This window comes from Agrobacterium sp. GD03872 (assembly GCF_029840625.1).
Classification (GTDB): Bacteria; Pseudomonadota; Alphaproteobacteria; order Rhizobiales; family Rhizobiaceae; genus Agrobacterium; species Agrobacterium fabrum_A.
The window spans coordinates 36,403-57,067 of sequence record NZ_JAOCCY010000009.1; the positions used below are offsets into that span (position 1 = coordinate 36,403).

20 protein-coding genes are annotated in these 20,665 nt (G+C 61.3%); 13 read left to right on the forward strand and 7 right to left on the reverse strand.

What is annotated here, in order from left to right; genetic code table 11:
* Positions 1 to 110 precede the first annotated feature (110 nt).
* From N5D22_RS18595 to N5D22_RS18620, 6 genes are all read left to right on the forward strand, one after another.
* Positions 111 to 1,490: a GH1 family beta-glucosidase gene (locus N5D22_RS18595; protein WP_279658799.1), complete on the forward strand. Its 1,380-nt coding sequence runs from the start codon at positions 111 to 113 to the stop codon at positions 1,488 to 1,490.
* A gap of 294 nt (positions 1,491 to 1,784) precedes the next feature.
* Positions 1,785 to 2,414 carry an NAD(P)H-dependent oxidoreductase gene (locus N5D22_RS18600; RefSeq protein WP_080853569.1) on the forward strand — a complete coding sequence of 210 codons (630 nt, stop codon included), beginning with the start codon at positions 1,785 to 1,787 and terminating at the stop codon, positions 2,412 to 2,414.
* Between the two features lie 367 nt (positions 2,415 to 2,781).
* Positions 2,782 to 3,822, forward strand: a complete 1,041-nt coding sequence (locus tag N5D22_RS18605) for a methionine ABC transporter ATP-binding protein (RefSeq protein ID WP_080857906.1) — start codon at positions 2,782 to 2,784, stop codon at positions 3,820 to 3,822.
* Positions 3,812 to 4,480: a methionine ABC transporter permease gene (locus N5D22_RS18610; protein ID WP_004433403.1), complete on the forward strand. Its 669-nt coding sequence runs from the start codon at positions 3,812 to 3,814 to the stop codon at positions 4,478 to 4,480. The genes N5D22_RS18605 and N5D22_RS18610 overlap by 11 nt, the downstream gene beginning before the upstream one ends.
* Positions 4,481 to 4,513: 33 nt before the next feature.
* Entirely contained in the window at positions 4,514 to 5,293 is a 780-nt protein-coding gene (locus N5D22_RS18615) for a MetQ/NlpA family ABC transporter substrate-binding protein (RefSeq protein ID WP_004433407.1), read from the forward strand.
* A gap of 199 nt (positions 5,294 to 5,492) precedes the next feature.
* Positions 5,493 to 7,736, forward strand: a complete 2,244-nt coding sequence (locus N5D22_RS18620; protein WP_279658798.1) for an EAL domain-containing protein — start codon at positions 5,493 to 5,495, stop codon at positions 7,734 to 7,736.
* Positions 7,737 to 7,961: 225 nt separating this feature from the next.
* Here N5D22_RS18620 and N5D22_RS18625 read toward each other — a convergent pair whose 3' ends face one another.
* The 3 genes from N5D22_RS18625 to N5D22_RS18635 form a co-directional block, all read right to left on the reverse strand.
* Positions 7,962 to 8,906, reverse strand: a complete 945-nt coding sequence (locus N5D22_RS18625) for a rhodanese-related sulfurtransferase (RefSeq protein WP_279658797.1) — start codon at positions 8,904 to 8,906, stop codon at positions 7,962 to 7,964.
* A 157-nt stretch (positions 8,907 to 9,063) separates the two neighbouring features.
* Positions 9,064 to 9,972 (reverse strand): CHAD domain-containing protein, encoded by a 909-nt coding sequence (locus tag N5D22_RS18630; protein WP_279658796.1) that lies wholly within the window; start codon positions 9,970 to 9,972, stop codon positions 9,064 to 9,066.
* Positions 9,956 to 10,444 (reverse strand): CYTH domain-containing protein, encoded by a 489-nt coding sequence (locus N5D22_RS18635; RefSeq protein ID WP_279658795.1) that lies wholly within the window; start codon positions 10,442 to 10,444, stop codon positions 9,956 to 9,958. The genes N5D22_RS18630 and N5D22_RS18635 overlap by 17 nt, the downstream gene beginning before the upstream one ends.
* A 170-nt stretch (positions 10,445 to 10,614) precedes the next feature.
* On the opposite strand from N5D22_RS18635, the gene N5D22_RS18640 reads away from it, so the two are divergent.
* The 4 genes from N5D22_RS18640 to N5D22_RS18655 all read left to right on the forward strand — a co-directional run bounded on the left by N5D22_RS18640 (position 10,615) and on the right by N5D22_RS18655 (position 13,312).
* Positions 10,615 to 11,253: a 2-dehydro-3-deoxy-phosphogluconate aldolase gene (locus tag N5D22_RS18640; RefSeq protein WP_035226090.1), complete on the forward strand. Its 639-nt coding sequence runs from the start codon at positions 10,615 to 10,617 to the stop codon at positions 11,251 to 11,253.
* 108 nt (positions 11,254 to 11,361) lie between these two features.
* Positions 11,362 to 12,057 carry a tellurite resistance TerB family protein gene (locus N5D22_RS18645; protein ID WP_279658794.1) on the forward strand — a complete coding sequence of 232 codons (696 nt, stop codon included), beginning with the start codon at positions 11,362 to 11,364 and terminating at the stop codon, positions 12,055 to 12,057.
* 315 nt (positions 12,058 to 12,372) lie between these two features.
* Positions 12,373 to 13,065 carry a GNAT family protein gene (locus N5D22_RS18650; protein WP_279658300.1) on the forward strand — a complete coding sequence of 231 codons (693 nt, stop codon included), beginning with the start codon at positions 12,373 to 12,375 and terminating at the stop codon, positions 13,063 to 13,065.
* On the forward strand, positions 13,052 to 13,312 hold the full coding sequence (locus tag N5D22_RS18655) for a hypothetical protein (protein ID WP_279658299.1): 261 nt from the start codon (positions 13,052 to 13,054) through the stop codon (positions 13,310 to 13,312). Before N5D22_RS18650 ends, N5D22_RS18655 begins: the two co-directional genes overlap by 14 nt.
* On the opposite strand, the gene N5D22_RS18660 is transcribed toward N5D22_RS18655, so the two are convergent.
* The 3 genes from N5D22_RS18660 to N5D22_RS18670 all read right to left on the reverse strand — a co-directional run bounded on the left by N5D22_RS18660 (position 13,309) and on the right by N5D22_RS18670 (position 16,282).
* Entirely contained in the window at positions 13,309 to 14,358 is a 1,050-nt protein-coding gene (locus N5D22_RS18660; RefSeq protein WP_279658298.1) for a nickel/cobalt transporter, read from the reverse strand. The two genes, N5D22_RS18655 and N5D22_RS18660, sit on opposite strands and share 4 nt — an antisense overlap.
* Positions 14,352 to 14,993, reverse strand: coding sequence for a DUF1007 family protein (locus N5D22_RS18665; protein ID WP_279658297.1), 642 nt, complete (start codon positions 14,991 to 14,993; stop codon positions 14,352 to 14,354). Before N5D22_RS18665 ends, N5D22_RS18660 begins: the two co-directional genes overlap by 7 nt.
* Positions 14,994 to 15,103: 110 nt before the next feature.
* The gene (locus N5D22_RS18670) at positions 15,104 to 16,282 is read right to left on the reverse strand and encodes a hypothetical protein (protein ID WP_279658296.1); all 1,179 of its coding nucleotides are present in this window, start codon (positions 16,280 to 16,282) and stop codon (positions 15,104 to 15,106) included.
* A 270-nt stretch (positions 16,283 to 16,552) separates the two neighbouring features.
* On the opposite strand from N5D22_RS18670, the gene N5D22_RS18675 reads away from it, so the two are divergent.
* The 3 genes from N5D22_RS18675 to N5D22_RS18685 all read left to right on the forward strand — a co-directional run bounded on the left by N5D22_RS18675 (position 16,553) and on the right by N5D22_RS18685 (position 19,423).
* A complete protein-coding gene (locus N5D22_RS18675) occupies positions 16,553 to 16,840 on the forward strand; it encodes a hypothetical protein (RefSeq protein ID WP_003505460.1) in 288 nt (95 codons plus the stop codon).
* A gap of 542 nt (positions 16,841 to 17,382) precedes the next feature.
* A complete protein-coding gene (locus N5D22_RS18680) occupies positions 17,383 to 18,030 on the forward strand; it encodes a porin family protein (protein ID WP_279658295.1) in 648 nt (215 codons plus the stop codon).
* Between the two features lie 211 nt (positions 18,031 to 18,241).
* Complete coding sequence (locus N5D22_RS18685; RefSeq protein ID WP_279658294.1) at positions 18,242 to 19,423, forward strand: MFS transporter; 1,182 nt, start codon at positions 18,242 to 18,244, stop codon at positions 19,421 to 19,423.
* Positions 19,424 to 19,655: 232 nt separating this feature from the next.
* Here N5D22_RS18685 and N5D22_RS18690 read toward each other — a convergent pair whose 3' ends face one another.
* Positions 19,656 to 20,648: a WD40 repeat domain-containing protein gene (locus N5D22_RS18690; RefSeq protein WP_279658293.1), complete on the reverse strand. Its 993-nt coding sequence runs from the start codon at positions 20,646 to 20,648 to the stop codon at positions 19,656 to 19,658.
* Between the last annotated feature and the right edge of the window lie 17 nt (positions 20,649 to 20,665).

A 20,665-nucleotide genomic window follows, 5' to 3' on the forward strand; every position in this document is an offset into this window, starting at 1 on the left:
CATCCTGAAACGTTGTAGATTCCTGCCGCCCACGACTGTACCTGCCGACCGACATGGTCTAAACCGCTGCTGATCTTTTCACGCTCGATGGACAGAGAAGGGCCTCGTAGATGACCGATCCCAAAACGCTAGCCGCCCGTTTTCCGGGCGATTTCCTGTTCGGCGTCGCGACCGCCTCTTTCCAGATCGAAGGCTCCACGAAGGCGGATGGCCGCAAGCCCTCCATCTGGGACGCCTTCTGCAATATGCCGGGCCATGTCTTCGAGCGTCACAATGGCGATATTGCCTGCGATCACTACAATCGCTGGGAGCAGGATCTCGATCTCATCAAGAACATGGGTGTCGAGGCCTATCGTTTCTCCATCGCCTGGCCGCGCATCATTCCGGATGGTTTCGGGCCGATCAACGAGAAGGGGCTGGATTTCTACGACCGCCTCGTCGATGGCTGCAAGGCGCGCGGCATCAAGACCTATGCGACGCTTTACCATTGGGACCTGCCGCTGACGCTGATGGGCGATGGCGGCTGGGCCTCGCGCTCCACCGCGCACGCTTTCCAGCGATACGCCAAGACCGTGATGGCCCGTTTGGGTGACCGGCTGGATGCGGTGGCGACCTTCAACGAACCCTGGTGCGCGGTGTGGCTTAGCCATCTCTATGGCATTCATGCACCGGGCGAGCGCAACATGGAGGCGGCCCTTGCCGCCATGCATCACATGAATCTCGCCCATGGTTTCGGTGTGGAGGCATCCCGCCATGTCGCTCCGAAGGTGCCGGTGGGGCTGGTGCTGAACGCCCATTCCGTCATCCCGGCTTCCGATAGCGACGCCGATCTCAAGGCCGCCGAACGGGCCTTCCAGTTCCACAACGGCGCGTTTTTCGATCCGGTCTTCAAGGGTGAATATCCGGCCGAGATGATGGAGGCGCTGGAAAGCCGCATGCCGGTGGTGGAGGCGGAAGACCTTTCCATCATCAGCCAGAAGCTCGACTGGTGGGGCCTGAATTATTACACGCCGATGCGCGTTGCCGACGATGCGACGCCGGGCGCGGAATTCCCCGCCACGACACCGGCCCCGGCCGTCAGCGATGTGAAGACCGATATCGGCTGGGAGGTCTATGCCCCGGCGCTTCAGTCGCTGGTGGAAACGCTCTACAAGCGTTACGACCTGCCGGATTGCTACATCACCGAAAACGGCGCCTGCTATAATATGGGCGTGGAAAACGGCGAGGTGGATGACCAGCCGCGTCTCGACTATTACGCCGAACATCTCGGCATCGTCGCCGATCTCATCCGCGACGGTTATCCGATGCGCGGTTATTTCGCCTGGAGCCTGATGGATAATTTCGAATGGGCCGAGGGTTATCGCATGCGCTTCGGTCTCGTGCATGTGGATTACGACACGCAGATACGCACGCTGAAGAACAGCGGCAAATGGTACAGCGCGCTGGCTTCGGGCTTTCCGAAGGGGAACCATGGTCTGGCCAAGGGGTGATACCTCTCCACCGTCATCCTCGGGCTTGTCTCGAGGATCTGCAACCGATTGATTTTATTCGACGTGATTAGATCCTCGGCACAGGGCCGAGGATGACGTTGAGAGGATGCACGGCGGTCGCACAATAAAGTTCTCTCCCCTTATTATCAGTTTTCCAAACTTTTTTATCGGTTACCCCGCGGTGCCTGCTTGCGCGCGCCGTCCCGCCTCCTATGTCAGACGGGCTACGAAGGCGTAGCACCCGTTCTGGCGTCCAAGGGGCAGGGCGGGTTGGTCCTCCCAGGGAAAACGAACATGCTTATCGAAAAACTCAACTGGCGTTACGCTACCAAGAAAATGGATCCTTCCAAGGCCGTGTCGGAAGACAAGGTCGAGCGCATTGTCGAGGCGGCGCGGCTTGCCCCCACCTCCAGCGGCCTTCAGCCCTTCGAGGTGATCGTCGTCACCGATCCCGAAGTGCGCGCCAAGATCCGCGAGATCGCCTGGAACCAGGCGCAGGTCACCGACGGTTCGCATCTGCTGGTCTTTGCGGCATGGGACAATTACACCGAAGAGCGGATCAACCGCATGTTCGATCTGGTCAATGAAGAACGCGGCATCAAGAATGAAGGCTGGGAAGCCTATCGCCAGATGCTGCTTTCCACCTATCCGCAGCGCGAGCAGCAGGTGAATTTCGAGCACGCCGCCCGTCAGGCCTATATCGGCTTCGGCATGGCCGTGGCGCAGGCCGCTTTCGAGGGCGTGGATTCCACTCCGATGGAAGGCTTCGACCCGGCAAAGCTCGATGAAATCCTCGGCCTGCGCGAGAAGGGCCTGCGCTCCGTCACCATCCTGCCGCTCGGTTATCGCCAGCCGGAAGGCGACTGGCTGGTGAACCTGAAGAAAGTGCGCCGCCCGGCCGATGAATTCGTCAGCCGCGTCTGATTCAGGGTACTCGCAAAATCTTGACTGCCGCAGGGCTGCCGAGGCGGCTTTGCGGTAGATTTTTTCTCTCTTTTCAGATAATTGAAAAAACATCCCTGTTAAAAGGTGGCGTGTGCGGGCAAGTATGCGCCATCGAATTGCCGATCCCCGGCATTTCTGAGTGAAAGCCTGACGAAATGACCCGGAAAATCAGCTGTCATCGAATGTGCCAGAAGGCTGCATGAAGAGAGCGGTTCAGCACCGCAACAGGATTTTTTGAGACCCGATCCGTCACGCATTCCCAGAGTTTACAATGAGTTTTCCATCCAGCGCGGCATCCCCCGCGCGCCAAGAACAGGCGGTCCCTGAAGGGTCGGCAAAGGAGCCTATGGTCACGTTTGAAGGCGTGACCAAGACCTTCGGCGGCGCCGGCGGCAAGCCCGGTTTCGCAGCCCTTGCCGGTATCGACTACGTCGTGCCGAAAGGCTCCATCACCGGCATCATCGGCCGCTCCGGTGCCGGCAAATCCACGCTCATCCGCCTCGCCAACGGCCTTGAAAAGCCCTCGACCGGCCGCGTGGTCGTCGATGGCGTCGATGTCGCGGCGCTCGATGAAAAGAGCCTGCGCACGCTGCGCCGTTCCGTCGGCATGATCTTCCAGCACTTCAATCTTTTGTCCTCGCGCACCGCTTTCGACAATGTGGCCCTGCCGCTCGAAATCGCCGGCATGGGCAAGAAGGAGATCGAGACGCGCGTTGCGCCGCTGCTCGATCTCGTCGGCCTTTCGGACAAGGCCAATCGTTATCCGGCGGAGCTCTCCGGCGGCCAGAAGCAGCGTGTCGGCATTGCCCGTGCGCTCGCCACCCAGCCGAAGCTGCTCCTTTCCGACGAGGCGACATCCGCGCTCGATCCGGAAACGACGCAATCCATTCTCGAATTGCTGAAGCGCATCAATGCCGAGCTGGGGCTCACCGTGCTGCTCATCACCCACGAGATGGAGGTGGTGAAGACCATCGCCTCGCAGGTGGCGGTCATCGACAGGGGCCTGATCGTGGAAGAAGGCACGACCTTCGATATCTTCACCGCGCCGAAACACGAGACGACCCGCAGCCTGCTGTCGTCCTCGGTCGGCGTGAAGCTGCCGCATTGGGTCACTTCGGGCCTGAAACCGCAGGCGGCGGAAGGCGACCGTGTTCTGGTGCGTCTGGTGTTCTTCGGCGAGACGGCCTTCCAGCCGCTGACGGCGCGCCTTGTCGCCGAAATCGGCCCGGACGTGAACATCCTTGCCGGCACCATCGAGGAAATTTCCGGCCAGCCCTTCGGCTCGCTGGTCGTCTCCTATCCGGCCTCGGCGGATGTCACCGCCCGCGCCAATCGCTTTTATGCTGAGACCGGTCTTCACACGGAGGTGCTCGGTTATGTCGCCTGATATGCTGTTCAGCCTTCTCTCCAAGGGCCTGTTGCAGACGCTGCACATGGTCGCCGTTGCCGGCATCGTCGGCTCGCTGATCGGCGTGCCCATGGGCGTTTTCCTTGCCACCAGCGGCAAGGGCGAGCTGTTTCCGGCGCCGATGACCAACCGGATCCTCGGCCTCGTCGTGAACGCTGCGCGCTCCACGCCCTTCATCATTCTGGTGGTGGCGATCATTCCCTTCACCCGTCTCGTCGCCGGCACCTCCATCGGCACCAGCGCGGCCATCGTGCCGCTGACGGTCGCAACCGTGCCCTTCATCGCAAGGCTGGTGGAAGCGGCGATCCGCGAGGTGGACAAGGGCCTGATCGAGGCCGCCCGCGCCATGGGCGCCACGCCGCTGCAGATCGTCACCAAGGTGCTTCTGGCCGAGGCGAAGCCCGGCATCACGCTGGCGCTCACGCTCACGCTGGTCAGCCTCATCGGTTATTCGGCCATGGTCGGCGCGGTCGGCGGCGGCGGGCTGGGCGATCTCGGCATCCGCTACGGTTACCAGCGCTTCATGCCGGATGTGATGCTGGTCGTGGTTCTGGTGCTCATCGTGCTGGTGCAGCTGGTGCAGAGCGCCGGCGACAGACTGGCCCGCAGCTTCGACAAGCGGACCCGGAAGAATTAACTGCGTTTATAATAACAACCCAAGGAGACACCCATGAAGAAACTCATTCTCGCGGCCTCGCTCGCCGCTCTCTTCACCGCCGGGCAGGCGCTGGCCGAGACCATCAAGATCGGCGTAACCCCCGCCGAGCACGCGCAGATCATGGAGCAGGTGAAGAAGATCGCGGCCGCCAAGGGTCTCGATATCGATATCGTCGAATTCTCCGACTATGTCGTGCCGAACCAGGCGCTGGCCGATGGCGAGCTGCAGGCCAACTCCTTCCAGCACCAGCCTTACCTCGACAACCAGATCGCTGACCGCAAGTTCGATCTCGTCAGCGTCGGCACCACCATCACCACCCCGATGGGCGTTTATTCGAAGAAGGTGAAGAACCTCGACGAGCTGAAGGACGGCGCAACCGTCGGCATTCCGAACGACCCGACCAATGGCGGCCGCGCGCTGCTGGTTCTCGCTTCCAAGGGCGTGCTCAAGGTCAAGGAAGAAGCTGGCCTCAAGGTAACGCCTGCCGACATCACCGAAAACCCGAAGAACATCCAGATCGTCGAACTCGACGCCGCCCAGCTGCCGCGCTCACTTGACGATACCGACGCTTCGGTCATCAACACCAACTATGCCACGGCTGCCGGCCTGAACCCGAAGAAGGACGCCATCGCCATCGAAAGCGAAAAGTCCCCTTACGCGAACGTCATCGCCGTTCGTGCGCAGGACAAGGACAAGCCGTGGGTGAAGACGCTGGTTGAATCCTACCAGAGCCCGGAAGTGAAGGCCTTCATTCTGGAAAAGTACAACGGCACGGTCATCCCGTCCTGGTAAGCCGCTCCGGCATTCGAAAAAAATGAAGACCTCTCCCGTTCGCGGGGGAGGTTTTTTGTTTTCCGAACAGGGGGTTGCCCGGGTTTCATGAAAAACCCGCGCCTTTTCAGGGAAGAATTTTTCAGTTTCTCGCCGGAACTGTCGTTTTGTACCCGTTGTTTCTTGGGGCGGCGACACGCAGCGGTTTAACGCCTTTTGAATGTTTCCTTCGCAAGATGATGCTTTCAAAGGGGATTTTATGCGGATTGCGCCGCGCAACATTGGGGACTATTTGCCGGTCGGGCGCAGAACCGCCGTGGGCGTCGTATTGTCCACCTTCGCGCTGGTGCTTCTCATCGTCACCGCGCTGGTCCTGTCCGCGCTGAGCCAGGTCCGGGAAAAGGCGAATTCGCTCGACAATGCCCGCTCGCGCGAGACGACGGCGGGAGCCCTCGTCACCTTTCGTGAACAGCTTGGCGCGACGCTCAACGATTACGCCGCCTGGGACGATGCCGCTGAATATGTCTATGCCCCCGACAGGTTCGACTGGGTGGCCAGCAATTATGGCGACATGACGGTCAATAACGATCTCTTCGATACCGCCGTGGTCCTCGATGAGAATAACAGAATCCGCATGGCCTATCAGAATGGCAAGCCGGTGACGTGGACGCCGGCGACCTATTTTACCGGCGGCCTCCGGGAAATGATCGAGCGTGTGCGGTCCATGCGACCCGGCATCACCTCGCAGGTTACCGGTTTCGTCAAGACCGGCGATGGCATCGCCGCTGCCGGCGTCGCCCTCGTGCGGCTTAAATCCGGCGCGCTGCCGCCGGTCGGTGCGGACCGGCGTTATCTCATCTTCGCCCGTCATTTCAAGCAGGCGACGGTGGACAAGCTTGCCCGCAACTACGTCATCGAGGGTCTGGAACTGCAATATGGCGACGGGCCGGCCGCCAACCATGTGGATATCGTCAATCCCCTGGGGGAGGTGCTGGCGCGGCTCGTCTGGCGTTCGCACCTGCCGGGAGATGTCAGCTTTCGCGATGCACGGCCGGTGGTCTTCACCGCGCTCGGCATTGCCGGCACATTTTTCCTGGTGTTGCTCATCATCGGTTCGGCCACGCTCGACCGGCTGAAGGCGGATGAGGCGACTGCAAGGGAAGAAGCGCTGCGCGATCGGCTGAGCGGGCTCGACAACCGCGCCGGGCTTTTCGCCAGGCTGAACCGCATGGTCGACAAGGCCCGCCATGACAAGACGGATATCGAGCTGCTTTATCTCGATCTCGACGGTTTCAAGGAAATCAACGATTCCTACGGCCATGCCGCCGGCGACCGGCTGATCAAGGGGGTGGCGGCGGCGCTCAGGGTGATGGTGCCGGAAGGCGCGGTGCTGGCGCGGCTTGGCGGCGACGAATTCGCCATCGCCATTCAGGGCAACGACGTCTGGTCGGAAGGCCGCAAGCTGTGTCTGGCGCTTCTCGAACTCTTCACCGAGCCTTTCAGCATCGGCGAGCGGGTGGCGAGCATCGGCTGCAGCATCGGCACCTCGGTCTCCCGCGCCGGCGATATCAATGGCGAGGAATTGCTGCGGCGCGCCGATATGGCCATGTATCAGGCCAAGGAGAACGGACGCGGGCGTTACGTTTCCTATGAGCTGAAGATGGATGCGCTGCGCGAGGAGAAACTGCAGCTTGAGGCCGATCTCCGCTCCGCCATCCTGAACGACGAGATACAGGTGGTCTATCAGCCGGTCGTCAGCGCCGCCACGCGCTGCATTACCGGGGTGGAAGCGCTGGCCCGCTGGCAGCGGCCGGGATATGGTTTCGTGCCGCCGGATATCTTCATTGCCGCCGCCGAAACCAGCGGCCTGATCGACCGGCTCGGCCTTCTGGTGCTGCGCAAGGCCTGCGAGACGGCGCGGCAATGGCCGTCCATCAAGCTCTCCGTCAATATCTCCCCCGTACAGTTCCGCAATCCGGGCTTCTCACGCCAGGTGGCGGATATTCTCGAGGCCACGCAGACGCCATTTGAAAGATTGCGGCTGGAAATGACCGAGGGATATTTCATCCAGCATCCGGAGCGGGCGGGTGCGGCCATCGACAAGCTGAAACAGCTTGGCCTGCATATTGCACTCGACGATTTCGGCGCCGGTTTTGCGAGCGTCGGATATCTGCGCCGCTTCGGTTTCGACCGCATGAAGATCGACCGTTCGCTGATCATGGCGCTCGACAAGGGTGGCCGCTCGCTGGAAATGCTGCAGGCGACCGTGGCGCTGGCGAAATCGCTCGATATTCCGGTGACGGCCGAAGGCGTGGAAACGGAAGAGCAGGCGGCTATCCTGCATCTGTGCGGCTGCGATGAATTGCAGGGTTACCTGTTCTCGAAACCGGTCGCGGCGGAAGAGATCACCGCCATGCTGGACGGGCAGGACGCACCGCTCTTTGCGTTGCGGGCAGGGGCCTAAGCAGCGACCGCGAACTGTGGTTCAATCTCGGGGCTACGGCCCGTTTCTTCTCCCCGCCGGGGAGAAGGTGGCCCGAAGGGTCGGATGAGGGGGCTACGTTGACGATAGATCGAGAGCTTGCCCCCTCATCCCGCTGCCGCGGACTTCTTCCCGGCGGGGAGAAGAAACACGCAGCACCCGCTCAAACAAACCCCAACCGTTATGCAGTCCGATAGCCGACCCGGCTTACCGCCCCAGATGCCGCTCGCCGCGCTTCTTTGCCAGGTCGATCTGCTGCTGCCGGTCGCGGAAACGCTGGCGATCCTCTTCGCTGCGGTCGTCGTAGCAGCTCGGGCAGGACACGCCTTCCTCGAATTTCGGGGATAGGCGCACTTCCGGCGTGATCGGGTTGCGGCAGGCGTGGCAGAGCTGGTGGTCGCCTTCGGCAAGGCCGTGGACAACAGAGACGCGCTCGTCGAACACGAAGCAGGCGCCTTCCCACAGGCTCTCTTCTTCCGGCACCTCTTCCAGATATTTCAGGATGCCGCCCTTGAGGTGATAGACCTCGTCGAAGCCCTGTTCCTTCATGAAGGCGGTGGCCTTTTCGCAGCGAATGCCGCCGGTGCAATACATGGCGATCTTCGGCTTGTTGTGCAGGCCGGGATTGTTCTTCACCCAGTCGGGAAATTCGCGGAAGGTTTTCGTCTGCGGATCGACCGCACCCTTGAAGACGCCGATAGCGGTCTCGTAATCGTTGCGGGTGTCGATGACGATGGTCTCAGGGTCGGAGATCAGCGCGTTCCAGTCGCGCGGATCGACATAGGTGCCGACGATGCGGTTCGGATCGATGTCAGGCACGCCCATGGTGACGATCTCTTTCTTGAGCTTCACCTTCAGCCGCACGAAGGGCATGTGCGAGGCGCGGCTTTCTTTGTGCTCCAGCGCGGCGAATTCCGGCTGGGCGCGCAGGAAGGAGAGCACCGCGTGAACGCCCGCATCCGGCCCGGCAATGGTGCCGTTGATGCCTTCGGCGGCCAGCAGCAGCGTGCCCTTGACGCCGTTTTCCTGGCAGAGCGCGAATAACGGCTCGCGCAGGCTCTCGAACCGCGGCAGGCGGGCGAAATGATAAAGCGCGGCCACAAGGAAATCACCAGAGACTTCCGGGCGGGGGAGAATGGTCGTGTCGGTCATGGGCGCTGAAATACAGCGATGGCGGCCGCAAAGCAATATTTATCGGCGGTTCCGGGTATTTTGAAAATCGTCAAATCGGGAGGGTTTGCGGGCTTCCTGTCACTCCTGCTGCCGTGTGCAGGCAACAGGGTGGCGAGCACCAAAAGTAGCGTTTGGCCTACTTCACCGCCTGCCGCCATAACAGGCCGACGATACGGCTTTCGGTGCGGGCGGATTCGGAAAACACCTCGTCCGCCACCGCAAGACCTTCAGTGCGCAGCGCCTGTTGTCGCTGGATGATGGCGTCGAGCAGCAGGGCGAGCCGCTCGCCATTGCCGAAACGGTCCGGCTCGCGGTCGGCGACGGCGGTGAGGACCGACAGGTCGTGCTCATGGCCGAGAATATCGACCAGCCGTTTGGTATCGGCGCGCTTGGCGCGCATGGCGGAAGGCCAGAGCCGGCGCATCAGGCCAAGATGCATCCAATAGGCCTGCCCGGCCTTGCGCAATTCGTGGAAATGCTCGACATCGGCCTCATCGCGGCAATCGGAGAGCGCCTTCCGCGCCCTCTTTCTCTGTTTCGACCAGGCGGTTCTCAGCAGCCGGGCGGTATCTTTCAACTCATCCGGCAGCGACAGGGCTGCAAGTTTTTCGCGTCCCTCCTCACAGCCGGCAATGGCAGCCGCAATGGCCTCGTCAAGGCCGGCCTCGTTGTCGATGGCGTCGTCGCGACGGGCGCGCAGCATGGCGGTAATCGATCGCAGCGCTTCGCCCTGCGCATCCGAGCGGGCGAAGGCCTCGAGATATTCGGCGGTTTCCACCAGCGCCGTCGCATCGCGGGCAAAGGCAAGCGAGCGGGCGATATCGCGGAAGCGGGCGTTCTCCTCCTCGGCGAAATCGGGTGCCGCCTTGCGGATGAGGCGGTAAAGGGCGCGCAGCCGCTTGAACCGCTTGCGCGCATCGTGCACCGCCTCGTGCGGTCCGGAAGGCTGGTCGCGCAGGATGGCGATCGTATCGTCGATCAGTTCCAGCCCGGCCCGGCGGATCTCGTCGGTGAAGGTTTTTTTCGGATCAATTCTGAAGGGCATCCGACAGGTCTCCATTCGGATAGTCCATGGCGAGCGACTGGTTGGAAAAACGCCGGTCTCCGGTGACTTCCCGGCCAAGCCAGGCCGGCAGGTCGGGATTGGCCCGCTCGTCATCCATTTCCACCTCGGCCACGACCAAGCCGCGATATCTTCCTTCGAAAACATCCACTTCCCAGGTGAAGCCGCCATGATCGACCGTGTGGCGCGTCTTTTCGATCACGACGCCCGGCGCGCTTGCCATCAGCTCTTCGGCGTCCTTGAGGGGGATGGAATATTCATATTCGTCGCGGACAAGCGCGCTCGCGCCGATCTTGATGGTCAGGGTCGCATCGCGCTGGTCGACGATCCTTACCCGGACCGAACGGTTTTCCATCGAGGCGACATATGCCTGCCGGAAAGCCATGCTATGGGTTACCTCATTGCGCCAATCACCGCCTGCAACAAGAAATTTCCGTTCAATTTCCTTGGCCATGCTGTCTCCGCAAGCTGGGTCGCCAGATTATCGCAATGTGACACAATTATGAAGCGAATTGATTGAAGTCTCTGGATAAAAATGCAATCGGCGCGCCTCGACATGGAAGCCGAGGCAGGCTAATTCGTAGACGGAATTTCAATCGTTTCAATAGCGCAGGGAGGCTCATCTTGGCCCAGGACTCTGAAAAACTTCTTTCCATCCTCAAACTTCAGCCGGTCGTGCCGGTGCTGATCGTGGATGACGCCGCTTCCGCAGTGCCGCTCGCGCGTGCCCTGGTTGCGGGTGGCCTGAAGGCGATCGAGATCACCATGCGCACGCCCGCGGCGCTGGACGCCATTCGCGCGGTTGCGGCGGAAGTGGAGGGCGCCAATGTCGGCGCCGGCACCATTTTGAACGCCAGGGATTTCGAGGCGGCGGCGGAAGCTGGCTCCACCTTCATCGTCAGCCCCGGCATCAATAAAAGCGTGCTGGAAGCCGCGCGCGGTTCCAAAGTGCCGCTGCTTCCGGGTGCTGCCACCGCCAGCGAAGTCATGGCGCTGCGCGACGAAGGTTACAAGGTGCTGAAGTTCTTCCCGGCCGAACAGGCCGGCGGCGCGCCTTACCTCAAGGCGCTGTCCTCGCCGCTCGCCGGCACCGTCTTCTGCCCGACCGGCAGCGTGTCGCTCAAGAACGCCAATGACTATCTTTCCCTGCCGAACGTCGTCTGCGTCGGCGGCTCCTGGGTCGCCCCGCGCGAACTGGTGGCGACCGGCGACTGGGCGGGCATCACCAAGCTTGCGGCGGAGGCCGCCGCGCTGCGCGGCTGAGCCACGTCCTTTCAAACCCGTTCACGAAGGCGTGAGCGGGTTTGACATTTATATTCGGCCTGCGGCTTCCTATCTCCCCTGTAGATTTGACCCTTACAGGAGATTTTGATGTTCGACGCCAAGAAGCTTCTTGAACAATTCCTCGGTTCGCAGGTGCCGGGCCTTTCGGGAAGCGTCCGTGACAGAGCCGGGCAGGCCGCCGATATCGCCAAGAACAATCCCCTGAAGGCCGGCGCGCTCGCCGCCGCCATTCTGGGCACCAAGACCGGCCGCAAGCTCGCCGGCAATGTCGCCACCATTGGCGGGGTGGCCGCCATCGCCGGTCTCGGTTACCTCGCCTACAAGAATTACAAGTCCGGCCAGGCGCCTGAAGCCGCACCGAAACCCGAGCCGGAGCTTCTCGCCCCGCCCGCCGATTCCGCCTTCCACCCGCAATCGCCGGCGCTTTCCAACGATTTTGCGCTGAAGCTCATCCAGGCGATGATCGCCGCCGCCAAGGCGGACGGTCATATCGATGAGAAGGAGCGCGCCAACATCATGGACAAGGTGCAGGTCTCCGGCCTCGATGACGAAGCCGAGCGCTTCCTCGAAAAGGAACTGGCCGATCCGCTCGACATAGACGCGCTGGTGGCAGCCGCCCGCACGGAAGAGCAGAAAGTGGAGCTTTACACCGCCTCGCGGCTTGCCATCGAGGCCGATACACGGGCGGAGCGGGGCTATCTCGATCTTCTGGCCGGGCGACTTGGGTTGCCGGATGCGCTGGTCGATCATATCGAGGCGACGGTGGTGGCGGCGAAGGTTTGAGGTGAGGTAGTGCTTTGAGCTTGAGCATGAGGGTTTGAGCGTGTGGGTTTGAGCGTGTGGCTCACCCCCCTCTGCCCTGCCGGGCATCTCCCCCACAGGTGGGGAGATCGGCAAGACGCTCTTTCGCCACTTTCTTCTTGAATGTTGAGATAGGCGGGACTTCGCCGCAGGTCGATCTCCCCCCTTGTGGGGGAGATGCCCGGCAGGGCAGAGGGGGTGAGCCACACCCACCAACGCCACCGTATCCCACCCATATGCACTGTTGTCATCCCGCCCCGCTTGCCCTAATCCTTCTCCCAGCAAATGGGGAAGAGAATGCGCGATCTGAGTGATTTTAGGGGATGTCCGCCGCCGCAGCCGGTGGTGCTGAAGGGCCGTTACGTGACGGCCGAGCCGTTCGATCGTCAAAAACATCTCGCAAGGCTCTGGGCCGCCCTTGGCGGCGAGGGCGTGAATGCGCTGCTCAAATATTTCCCGCAAAGCGCCTTTCCCGATGCCGACGCTTTCGGCGACTGGCTTGTCGGCGCGGGCGAGAGGCTGAACTGGGTCACGCTGGTCTTCGTTGAAAACGCCACCGGCGATATCGTCGGCATGGCGAGCTATATGCGGCCCGATCCCGCCAATGGCGTGGTCGAGGTCGGCTCCGTCGCCCATGGCGCGAAGATGAAGCGCTCGCCTCTTTCCACCGAGGCGCATTACCTGATGGCGAAACATGTTTTCGAGGATCTGGGGTATCGCCGTTACGAGTGGAAATGCCACAATGAAAATGAGCCCTCCAAGATCACGGCGAAGCGTTATGGCTTCACCTTCGAGGGCGTCTTCCGCCAGCATATGATCTCGAAGGGGCAGAACCGCGATACGGCGTGGTTTTCCATGATCGACGGCGAATGGCCGCTGATCGGCAAGGCCTTCGAAACCTGGCTCTTGCCGGAGAATTTCGCGGCCGATGGAACGCAGAAGCGCAAGCTTGAGGATATCCGTGCGGAGTTTGCCGATGCCATTGCCTGAAAACCCGGCGCCTGAAAGCCCGGCGCCTGAAAAGCCGAGCCCCGGCAAGAAGGATTGGTCGCCGGCCGTCGCCGCCGCCCTTATCATCGTCGGTTTTGGGCTGGTCTTTTTCGTCATGCCGAAGATCATGCTGTGGCTGGGCGATTATTCGCCCTGGCTCGCCGCCGCCTTCGGCACGGTGGCGGTGCTGTGTTTCTTCCTGCTGTTCTGGCTGCGCGCCCGTTACCAGCGTCGCCGTGACGGTTAGAGCTGAAGCGACGCGCCGAGCAGCAACAGCCCCATGATGAGCACGAACAGCGCACCGGCGATCTCGATCGCATGGCTGATGCCGGCCGCCCTGCGGCTGCCGGGGCCGGCGAAACGCACCGCGAGGCCTTTAGCCGAGACGGCCATGATGGCGAGCAGCGACACCGTTATCGCCGTGCCGAGCGACATGGCGAGGACGGAGAGCACGCCGCCGAGATAAAGCCCGTTCAGAAGCGCAAAGCTCATGACGATGATTGCGCCCGAACAGGGCCTGAGGCCCACGGCGATGATGGCGGACCATGCCTCGTGCAGGCTGAAGTTCTTGCCCTTGAGCAGCATCGGATCCGGCGCATGGGATTTGCCGCAGGCGGTGCAGAGATCGCCCGTGCCGTCATGGTCGTGATCGGCAAAAACCGGTTTGCCCTGAAACCGGAGACCCGTGCCCATGCCGGCGGTTCTGGCGGCCATGGTTTCACCCGCCGCGGCGAAAACCGCGACCGGCTCGCGCCGGATGCGCAGCGACCAGAGTTTTCGCACCAGCAGCCAGGCGCCGAACAGCGCCACCATGGCGAAGCTGGCGATCTCCATCGCCTGCGTCGCTTTCGTCATGGTGATGGACGTGCCGCGCAGCACCAGCCAGGCCGCGCCGACAAGGCCGATGGCGACCGCGCCCTGAAGGAGCGCCGAAACGAAGGAAATGAGAATGCCGCGTTTCAGCTGCGTCTCGTTGGCGATCATATAGGACGAAATGACCGCCTTGCCGTGGCCGGGGCCGGCGGCGTGGAAAACGCCATAAGCAAAGGACAGGCCGATCAGCGAGCTGAGCGCCCAGCCATCCTCGCGCATGGCCTTCAGCGCCCCGGTCAATGCCCGATAAAACATCTGCTGGTGCACGTTGATCCATTGCATCAGCGGTGCGAAAGGGCCGCCGACGGAAAAGGAAGGCTCGGCCGAGCCGATGCCGAGCGGCGACTGCGCATGCGCCGCACCGGCTACGGCGATGAGGCCGATGGCGACGGCGAAGAGGCCGGCCCGGCGGCTCAGCATGTCACTTCCAGCCGGGTGGCGAAGAGCTTGGTCATGTCGGTGCCGGTCGGATCGTTGAAGAAGGCGTCGGTCAGCGAACTCTGGTTCTGCGAGATGATCTCGTCGGGATCGGGACGCACGACATGGTGCTTGCAGGCCTTCAGGTCCTTGCCCTCGGTGGCGATATCGCCGTCCTTCGCAAAATCGATCGCAGTATACATGGTCGGATCCCAGGCGCCGAAGCTGAGCTTGCCCTTGACGGCGAGCGGCGCGGTCGGTTTCACGGAGAAGAACATCAGGATCTGCTGGTCCTGGTAATCCACGTGAATGGCGTCCGGTTTTGAAAATTCCACCGGTTTTCCATTGGCGGTGATGAAGGTGTAGTAGGAATATTCGGCAAGCGATTCCAGGACGGTATTGCCGATTTCGGCCAGCTCGTCCTTGTCGAGCTTCAGGTCGCTGTTCTTGTCGTAATCCATCACCACGCTTGCCGAGAACATCTCGTCGAAACGCCAGATGTTGCGCACTTCCTGAACCGTGCCGTTCGGCCCCTCGACGATTTCCATGCGCGCTTCCGCAAATATATGCGGATGCGCGGCGGCGGCGACGGGAATGGAGGTCAGGCCAGCCGCAAGGAGCAATAATCGTCTGTTCATTATCCGGTCTGTCCTGCCTTCGAATCTTGAAGGCCCGACTGTAGCAGAAAATGGGACCGAATTTCGACCCGATCTGTTCCCTGACCCTTCAGGCAGGCCAGCGGGAGATTTCAGAAGGTGCCGGTGAAACGTGACGTGATGCTGGAGCCGCTATAGGCGAGGTCCGTGTCGCGCTCGCCATGCAGCAGGCGGTTGAATTCCAGCTCCAGCCTGCTGTTCTTGCCGGTATCGAAAGAGAGCGTGGCGACGAGCCTGCGCTCGCTGCTATCGTAGTTGTAATAGATCCAGTCCTTGTGGACGCGGTGCAGCGCAAGATCGAGCCCGACCTTTTCGGTGAGCCTGCTCTTCATGACCAGCTGCCAGCGGCGATGGAATTCGGCAATGGGGTCATCCGGATCGAAAAGTGCGTAGTCCTGCGAAAAGCCGATGCCGAAGGCGAGGCGGTCGGTCGCCTTCATTTCCGCTTCGGCCCGCAGGTACGGGCGGGTGCGTTTCACCTTGTCGCTGATCTCATCGCCGGAAATGGTGGTGAAGCCCGCTTCGGCCAGAACCGCCAGCCGATCCGAGAACTTGTAGCCATAGGCCAGGGAACCCCGCAGCGTTTGGGCCGGGAAGCGTTCATATTTTTCCTGCTGCGCTTCAGGCACAAGAATGCGGTCATAGGCAAGCGTCAGCCCGGCCTCGCCGCCGCCGAGCGACCGCGCATGTTCGGCTTTCAGCGATAAAAGCGCCTCGTTGGCTTCCAGTCGGGTGGGCATGAAATAGGCCGGACGGAATCGCGCCTTGCCCTTCATCAGGCTGGCAAGGCTCGCCGTCAGCGTGTTCTTGCCGCCAAGCGCGAGGATGCCGAGCTGCGAAGACGCTTCCAGCTTGTGATCCAGTTGCCGGTAGCCAATGTCTTCTTCAGGCAGGTGCAGGAATATATCGCCGGCATCGCTACGGGTGCCGCGCAGCTCGACGGCCCATTCCAGCTTTTCGGAAAAGCGTTTCGTCAGCCCCAGTGCCGCGATGGTGTTGTGTTCATTGGCGAAACGGTAGCGGGGCAGGCGAACCTCCTCGTGTTCGAGCGAATAACGCAGCTCCGCGCCGTCAAGCGCCACCTTGCCGTTGAGCCCGAAGCCGGCGCGCAGCGAAATTGCGCTCAGCCGGTTGGTGTCGGCGAAATAATTGCTGTCATAAGCAATGCCGGATTTATAGGTGACATTGTGCTCATCGGCCTTTTCACCCGCCCGCGCACCGCAGGCGCAGGCAAGCCCGAGAACAAGCGCGATATAACCCCCCAGCCGCATTCGCATCTCCGGTCTCTAATTAAGCAATATCTTATATTTGGATGGTTAATAAAGTTTTCTGCGCCGTTTTACTGCGGTAGCGCGAATGCTGGGCGGCAATGCTGCAAGAAGAAGTGAAGGAACCGGTGCGCGATGTATAAAATTTGATTAATATCGCCAGTATTAAAGTTAATTGTTTATTGTAATATTAGCCTTTGCTTGAATTAGAATCCTCTAAATATACAGTTCAGTTACGCCAGATGGCGTGATCAAACAAAAGAGGAGAGAGAAATGATTGCTAAGTTCGCTTGTGTAGCCGCTATTCTTACTGTCGCTTCCGTTGGTCAGGCCAATGCGGGCGGTCTTCTGGGGGGCATCCTGTCCGGCAACAGCAACAAGGGCGGCGCCCTTGTCGTCGTCTCGCCGAGCATCGATCTCGGTGTCAGCGGCATCCTGTCCAATAACGGGATCCTGAACGGCAACAAGACCGGCATTCTGAATGGCCTGCTGAACGGCAACAAGACGTCGGTCGATGTCATCGACAACAAGAACGACGGCGGCAAGAAGCGCCGGCACTAACTGGAACGTGGGGCGGGATGGCGAAACCGTCAGGCTCTTTCCATCCCGCTCCAACGGAACGGCTCGAAAATCATCTGGGATTTTCGACGCAGACGATGCGCGCAGCACATAGGCCGGCAATGATCTTCGAGTTGCGTATGTTTGACGCATGGCGTTTCCGGCAAGAACAAACGGCGCATCGCATGACTGGAAGAGGGCCTCGCGGCCCTCTTTTTTTGCCCGCGATGCGGATATGAATGGCGTACACAAAAATACCGGATGACCACTACCCATGATGGTTTTTAGGGCGGTAAAGGCCCTTTTATGTCAGGGCGGGCTCGTCGGGTCGATATCCACGCGAACTCCGATTTATATTTGGTGAATATTGCAAATATTAATCGGAATACGTCCCATGGCGGTGTTTTTGCCGGGCTATTTACGCGATCTTAACCACGATGTTCTTCAATCTGTGGGTGCGTCAACCCCGTCAAGATGCTGCGCTTCCGGTCGCGAAATACTCGCAGCCCGCAGGAGACGGGATGTTATTTTCAAGGAGCTATCGCATGTTGAAACAGTCAATTCTCGCGCTCGGCCTGCTCGGCGTTTTCTCCGGCATGGCTGCTGCGGCTGACGCCGTCAGCGACATTCCGGCCGCGCCTGTTGTCAATGATGTTGCGCCTGCCTTTTCCTGGGATGGCGTCTATCTCGGCGCCTCCGCGGGTTATGGCTGGAACCGGGTGAAGTCGACCACCTTCGGTGTCACCACGAAACATGAATTTGACGGCGGCCGTTTTTCCGGTTTCGCGGGTTATAATTTCGAAGTTGCTCCCTCCGTCATTCTCGGTGTCGAGGCCGATCTCGGTTACGCCTGGGGCAACAAGACCATCGTTACCAGCGAGGTTTCCGCCGGCCTGAACGGTTCTGCGCGCCTGCGCGCCGGTTACGCCGTTGACCGCGCGCTGATCTATACCGCCGCCGGCTACACCGCGACGGATAGCGAAGTCAAAGCGCCGTTCGGCGAGGACAGCAAGGTGCTGCACGGCTGGACGGTCGGCGCGGGTGTCGACTATGCCTTCACCAACAACCTGTTTGGACGCGTCGAATATCGTTACAACGACTTCGGCAAGGCAACCTACCACACCGGTCCGATCACCTCGACCGGCGATGTCAGCGAACATGTCGTCAAGGTCGGTCTTGGCGTGAAGTTCTGAGTATTCCGTTTTCGACAGGGGGCGGCGCAGCCTTGCGACGCCCCGCGCAGCTGATGCAGGGATCCCGCACCAGCCCACCGAGGACGGTGGAGAGGTTCCGCCGGATGCGAAAAACGCGCATTGCTTTTTAGCGTAGGCTTGAACAGCAGGGCGTTTTGATGTGATGGTGGGCTCCAATCCACTTCCGCTTGCCAGTCTCCAGTCGATTCCCATGCTACAGAAAAGCACTGCGCCGGGCGCTTTCGATCGTCAGGCCTATATGATCGCCCTGCTGGTTTTTATTGCCGGCAGCACCAATGCGGCCGTTGTGCCGTTTATCGGTTTCTACATCATCCAGGTGCTCGACCATCCGCCGGCGACCGTCGGTTTTTACAGCGTGACGGCGGCGCTGGCTTCGATTATCGCCAGCCGTGTTTATGGCGAACGTGTCGATGCCGGTGTGCGGGTGAGGCCGCTGCTGATACTTTCCGTGTTCGGCGCTTTTGTCGCCGCTGCGGCGGCGAGTTCCGGGCATATGGCGCTGCTGGTGGCGATAACGGCGACCGGCATGGGGCTTTCCAATGCCGCCAGCACGCTCATTTTCAGTTACGGCCGTTATCATGGCCGGGTAAGGGCGCTGGATACGGCCGCCTATAATGCTTTCCTGCGGACGATGGTGTCGCTGGCATGGATGCTGCTTCCCGCCGCCGCCTATCTGATCTTCGACCTTGCCGGCGCGAAGGCCGTGTTCGCCAATGCCATGCTGATGGCGGTCATCTGGGGCGGGCTTGCCCTGGCGGTGGTGCCGCGTGACCAGACCAGCCCGATGGAGCGACGGCCGGAGGGTAACGACGATACACGGCGCAACCTGCCGCTGCTTATGGCGGCGGCCGCCAGCTTCTGCATGTCTTTCGCCCATGCCCTGTGCGCCTCGGCGCTACCGATATTTCTGGTGCGCGAGGTCGGCCTGCCGGATTACGTGCCGGGCCTGTCGCTCAGTGTCAAATGCGCCATGGAGGTTCTGTTCATCCTGCTTGCGCCGCGGATGATGCGCCGCTTCAGCGCCCGCCTGCTGCTGGGCGTCTCGGCGGTAATGGCCATCGTCGCCTTCAACGTCATCGCTTCGGTCACCACATTGCCGGCCATGATCGCGGGTGCGGCGCTGGAAGGCGCCTATTACGGCCTTTGCGCCGGCACCTGTCTTACCTTCGTGCAGGGCTTTGCGCGCGGTCGCACGGCCCGGGCGACGGCGCTCTACATGAACTCCATCTTCCTCGCCGCGCTTTTTGCGGTGCCGCTGATGGGGTTCGTGTCGCAATATGCGAGTTTCGGCGTCTCGATCCGGCTCGCTTCGGTTGGTGCCGGCGCGGCGCTGCTGCTGTTGTTTCTGACGCGGCGGCAGGTGGCGGATTAGGGTATTGCAGGGGGCGGCAATCTTGCACAAAGGCTTGTCTGGCGGCGACATAGCGGACGACCCTCATTCTTGTTCCCCGGAACAAGCCCGAGGATGTCACAGAAATCCAGTCGACGCGCGTCTGCTCGGCGGGAGACTCCTTTCAGCCCAAGGACTTGGGCTGGCTGGATTCCTGTGACAAGCACAGGAATGAGGGGAGTGCGGGGCGGCCTGTTACGCCCGTGTCCAGCACTCAAGCCGAAATATCGATGATCCCGCAATCCCCCGCTTCCGACGCGAAGGCGAGCAATTTACCGGTGGCGCTCCAGTCCATGCTGGTGATGGCGCCCTTGCCGGGGCGGCGCAGCAGGGCCTCCTTGCCGTCCGCGAGCCTCACGCCGAGGATCATGCCGTCGATGAAGCCGATGGCGAGCACATCTTCCACGGGGTGGAAGGCGACATTGGTGACCATGATGTTGGCGCGGGTGCCGAGTTCTTCCGGGGCCTTGCCCATCGGGCCGTCCTTGCCGGCAAATGGCCAGACAATGGCGGCCGGTGCGCCTGATGAGGCGAGCCATTTGCCCTTTGCCGACCAGGAGACGGATTTGACCTTGGCGGGATAACCGGTCATGCGCATGTGGCGCGCTTCCATGCCGCCCTTGGTGGCTTCCATCTTCCAGCCGTGCAGGGCGTTTTCCTGCATGGTGGTGACGAGGAACTTGCCATCGGGCGAGAAGGTGACGCCGGTATGGGCGCCCTTCCATTCGAGATCGACGGGGTCGCCGGCCGTTGACACCCAGTGCAATGTCACACCGTTATAACGGGCAACGGCAATGCGCAGGCCCTTGGGCGCGAAGGCGATGGCCTCCACCGTGCGCTCTTCCTTGAATTCCCTGACCGTGCCGTCCGACAGCCGGACGAAGCTGGACTTGCCGACACCATAAGCGACAGCCTTCTGCGGCCCGCCGGCCACGACGCCCACCCATTTGCGCGGCACATTGGCGATTTCGCCGATGCTGCCGTCATGGCCGATGCGCAGCACACGGCCGTCTTCACCGCCGGAAAGCAGCGTGGCGCTATAGGGATCGCGCACGCAGGTCAGAAGCCCGTCATGCGCCTCAGTCACCTTCTCGCCGCCATCCAGCCGATGAATGGTGCCGGCGGCGGTGGCAAACAGGGGAATGTCGCCGAGAAAATGGGTCGAGACCACGTGGCCTTCGATATCAAGCGGGGCAACAGTCGGCATGGGGCATCGGTCTTTCG

What these genes read in the sequence shown, in the direction of transcription:
- N5D22_RS18595 (WP_279658799.1), top strand. Translation starts at nt 111, where the DNA reads ATGACCGATCCCAAAACGCTAGCCGCCCGTTTTCCGGGCGATTTCCTG.
- N5D22_RS18600 (WP_080853569.1), top strand. Translation starts at nt 1,785, where the DNA reads ATGCTTATCGAAAAACTCAACTGGCGTTACGCTACCAAGAAAATGGAT.
- N5D22_RS18605 (WP_080857906.1), top strand. Translation starts at nt 2,782, where the DNA reads ATGGTCACGTTTGAAGGCGTGACCAAGACCTTCGGCGGCGCCGGCGGC.
- N5D22_RS18610 (WP_004433403.1), top strand. Translation starts at nt 3,812, where the DNA reads ATGTCGCCTGATATGCTGTTCAGCCTTCTCTCCAAGGGCCTGTTGCAG.
- N5D22_RS18615 (WP_004433407.1), top strand. Translation starts at nt 4,514, where the DNA reads ATGAAGAAACTCATTCTCGCGGCCTCGCTCGCCGCTCTCTTCACCGCC.
- N5D22_RS18620 (WP_279658798.1), top strand. Translation starts at nt 5,493, where the DNA reads ATGTTTCCTTCGCAAGATGATGCTTTCAAAGGGGATTTTATGCGGATT.
- N5D22_RS18625 (WP_279658797.1), bottom strand. Translation starts at nt 8,906, where the DNA reads ATGACCGACACGACCATTCTCCCCCGCCCGGAAGTCTCTGGTGATTTC.
- N5D22_RS18630 (WP_279658796.1), bottom strand. Translation starts at nt 9,972, where the DNA reads ATGCCCTTCAGAATTGATCCGAAAAAAACCTTCACCGACGAGATCCGC.
- N5D22_RS18635 (WP_279658795.1), bottom strand. Translation starts at nt 10,444, where the DNA reads ATGGCCAAGGAAATTGAACGGAAATTTCTTGTTGCAGGCGGTGATTGG.
- N5D22_RS18645 (WP_279658794.1), top strand. Translation starts at nt 11,362, where the DNA reads ATGTTCGACGCCAAGAAGCTTCTTGAACAATTCCTCGGTTCGCAGGTG.
- N5D22_RS18650 (WP_279658300.1), top strand. Translation starts at nt 12,373, where the DNA reads ATGCGCGATCTGAGTGATTTTAGGGGATGTCCGCCGCCGCAGCCGGTG.
- N5D22_RS18655 (WP_279658299.1), top strand. Translation starts at nt 13,052, where the DNA reads ATGCCATTGCCTGAAAACCCGGCGCCTGAAAGCCCGGCGCCTGAAAAG.
- N5D22_RS18660 (WP_279658298.1), bottom strand. Translation starts at nt 14,358, where the DNA reads ATGCTGAGCCGCCGGGCCGGCCTCTTCGCCGTCGCCATCGGCCTCATC.
- N5D22_RS18665 (WP_279658297.1), bottom strand. Translation starts at nt 14,993, where the DNA reads ATGAACAGACGATTATTGCTCCTTGCGGCTGGCCTGACCTCCATTCCC.
- N5D22_RS18670 (WP_279658296.1), bottom strand. Translation starts at nt 16,282, where the DNA reads ATGCGGCTGGGGGGTTATATCGCGCTTGTTCTCGGGCTTGCCTGCGCC.
- N5D22_RS18675 (WP_003505460.1), top strand. Translation starts at nt 16,553, where the DNA reads ATGATTGCTAAGTTCGCTTGTGTAGCCGCTATTCTTACTGTCGCTTCC.
- N5D22_RS18680 (WP_279658295.1), top strand. Translation starts at nt 17,383, where the DNA reads ATGTTGAAACAGTCAATTCTCGCGCTCGGCCTGCTCGGCGTTTTCTCC.
- N5D22_RS18685 (WP_279658294.1), top strand. Translation starts at nt 18,242, where the DNA reads ATGCTACAGAAAAGCACTGCGCCGGGCGCTTTCGATCGTCAGGCCTAT.
- N5D22_RS18690 (WP_279658293.1), bottom strand. Translation starts at nt 20,648, where the DNA reads ATGCCGACTGTTGCCCCGCTTGATATCGAAGGCCACGTGGTCTCGACC.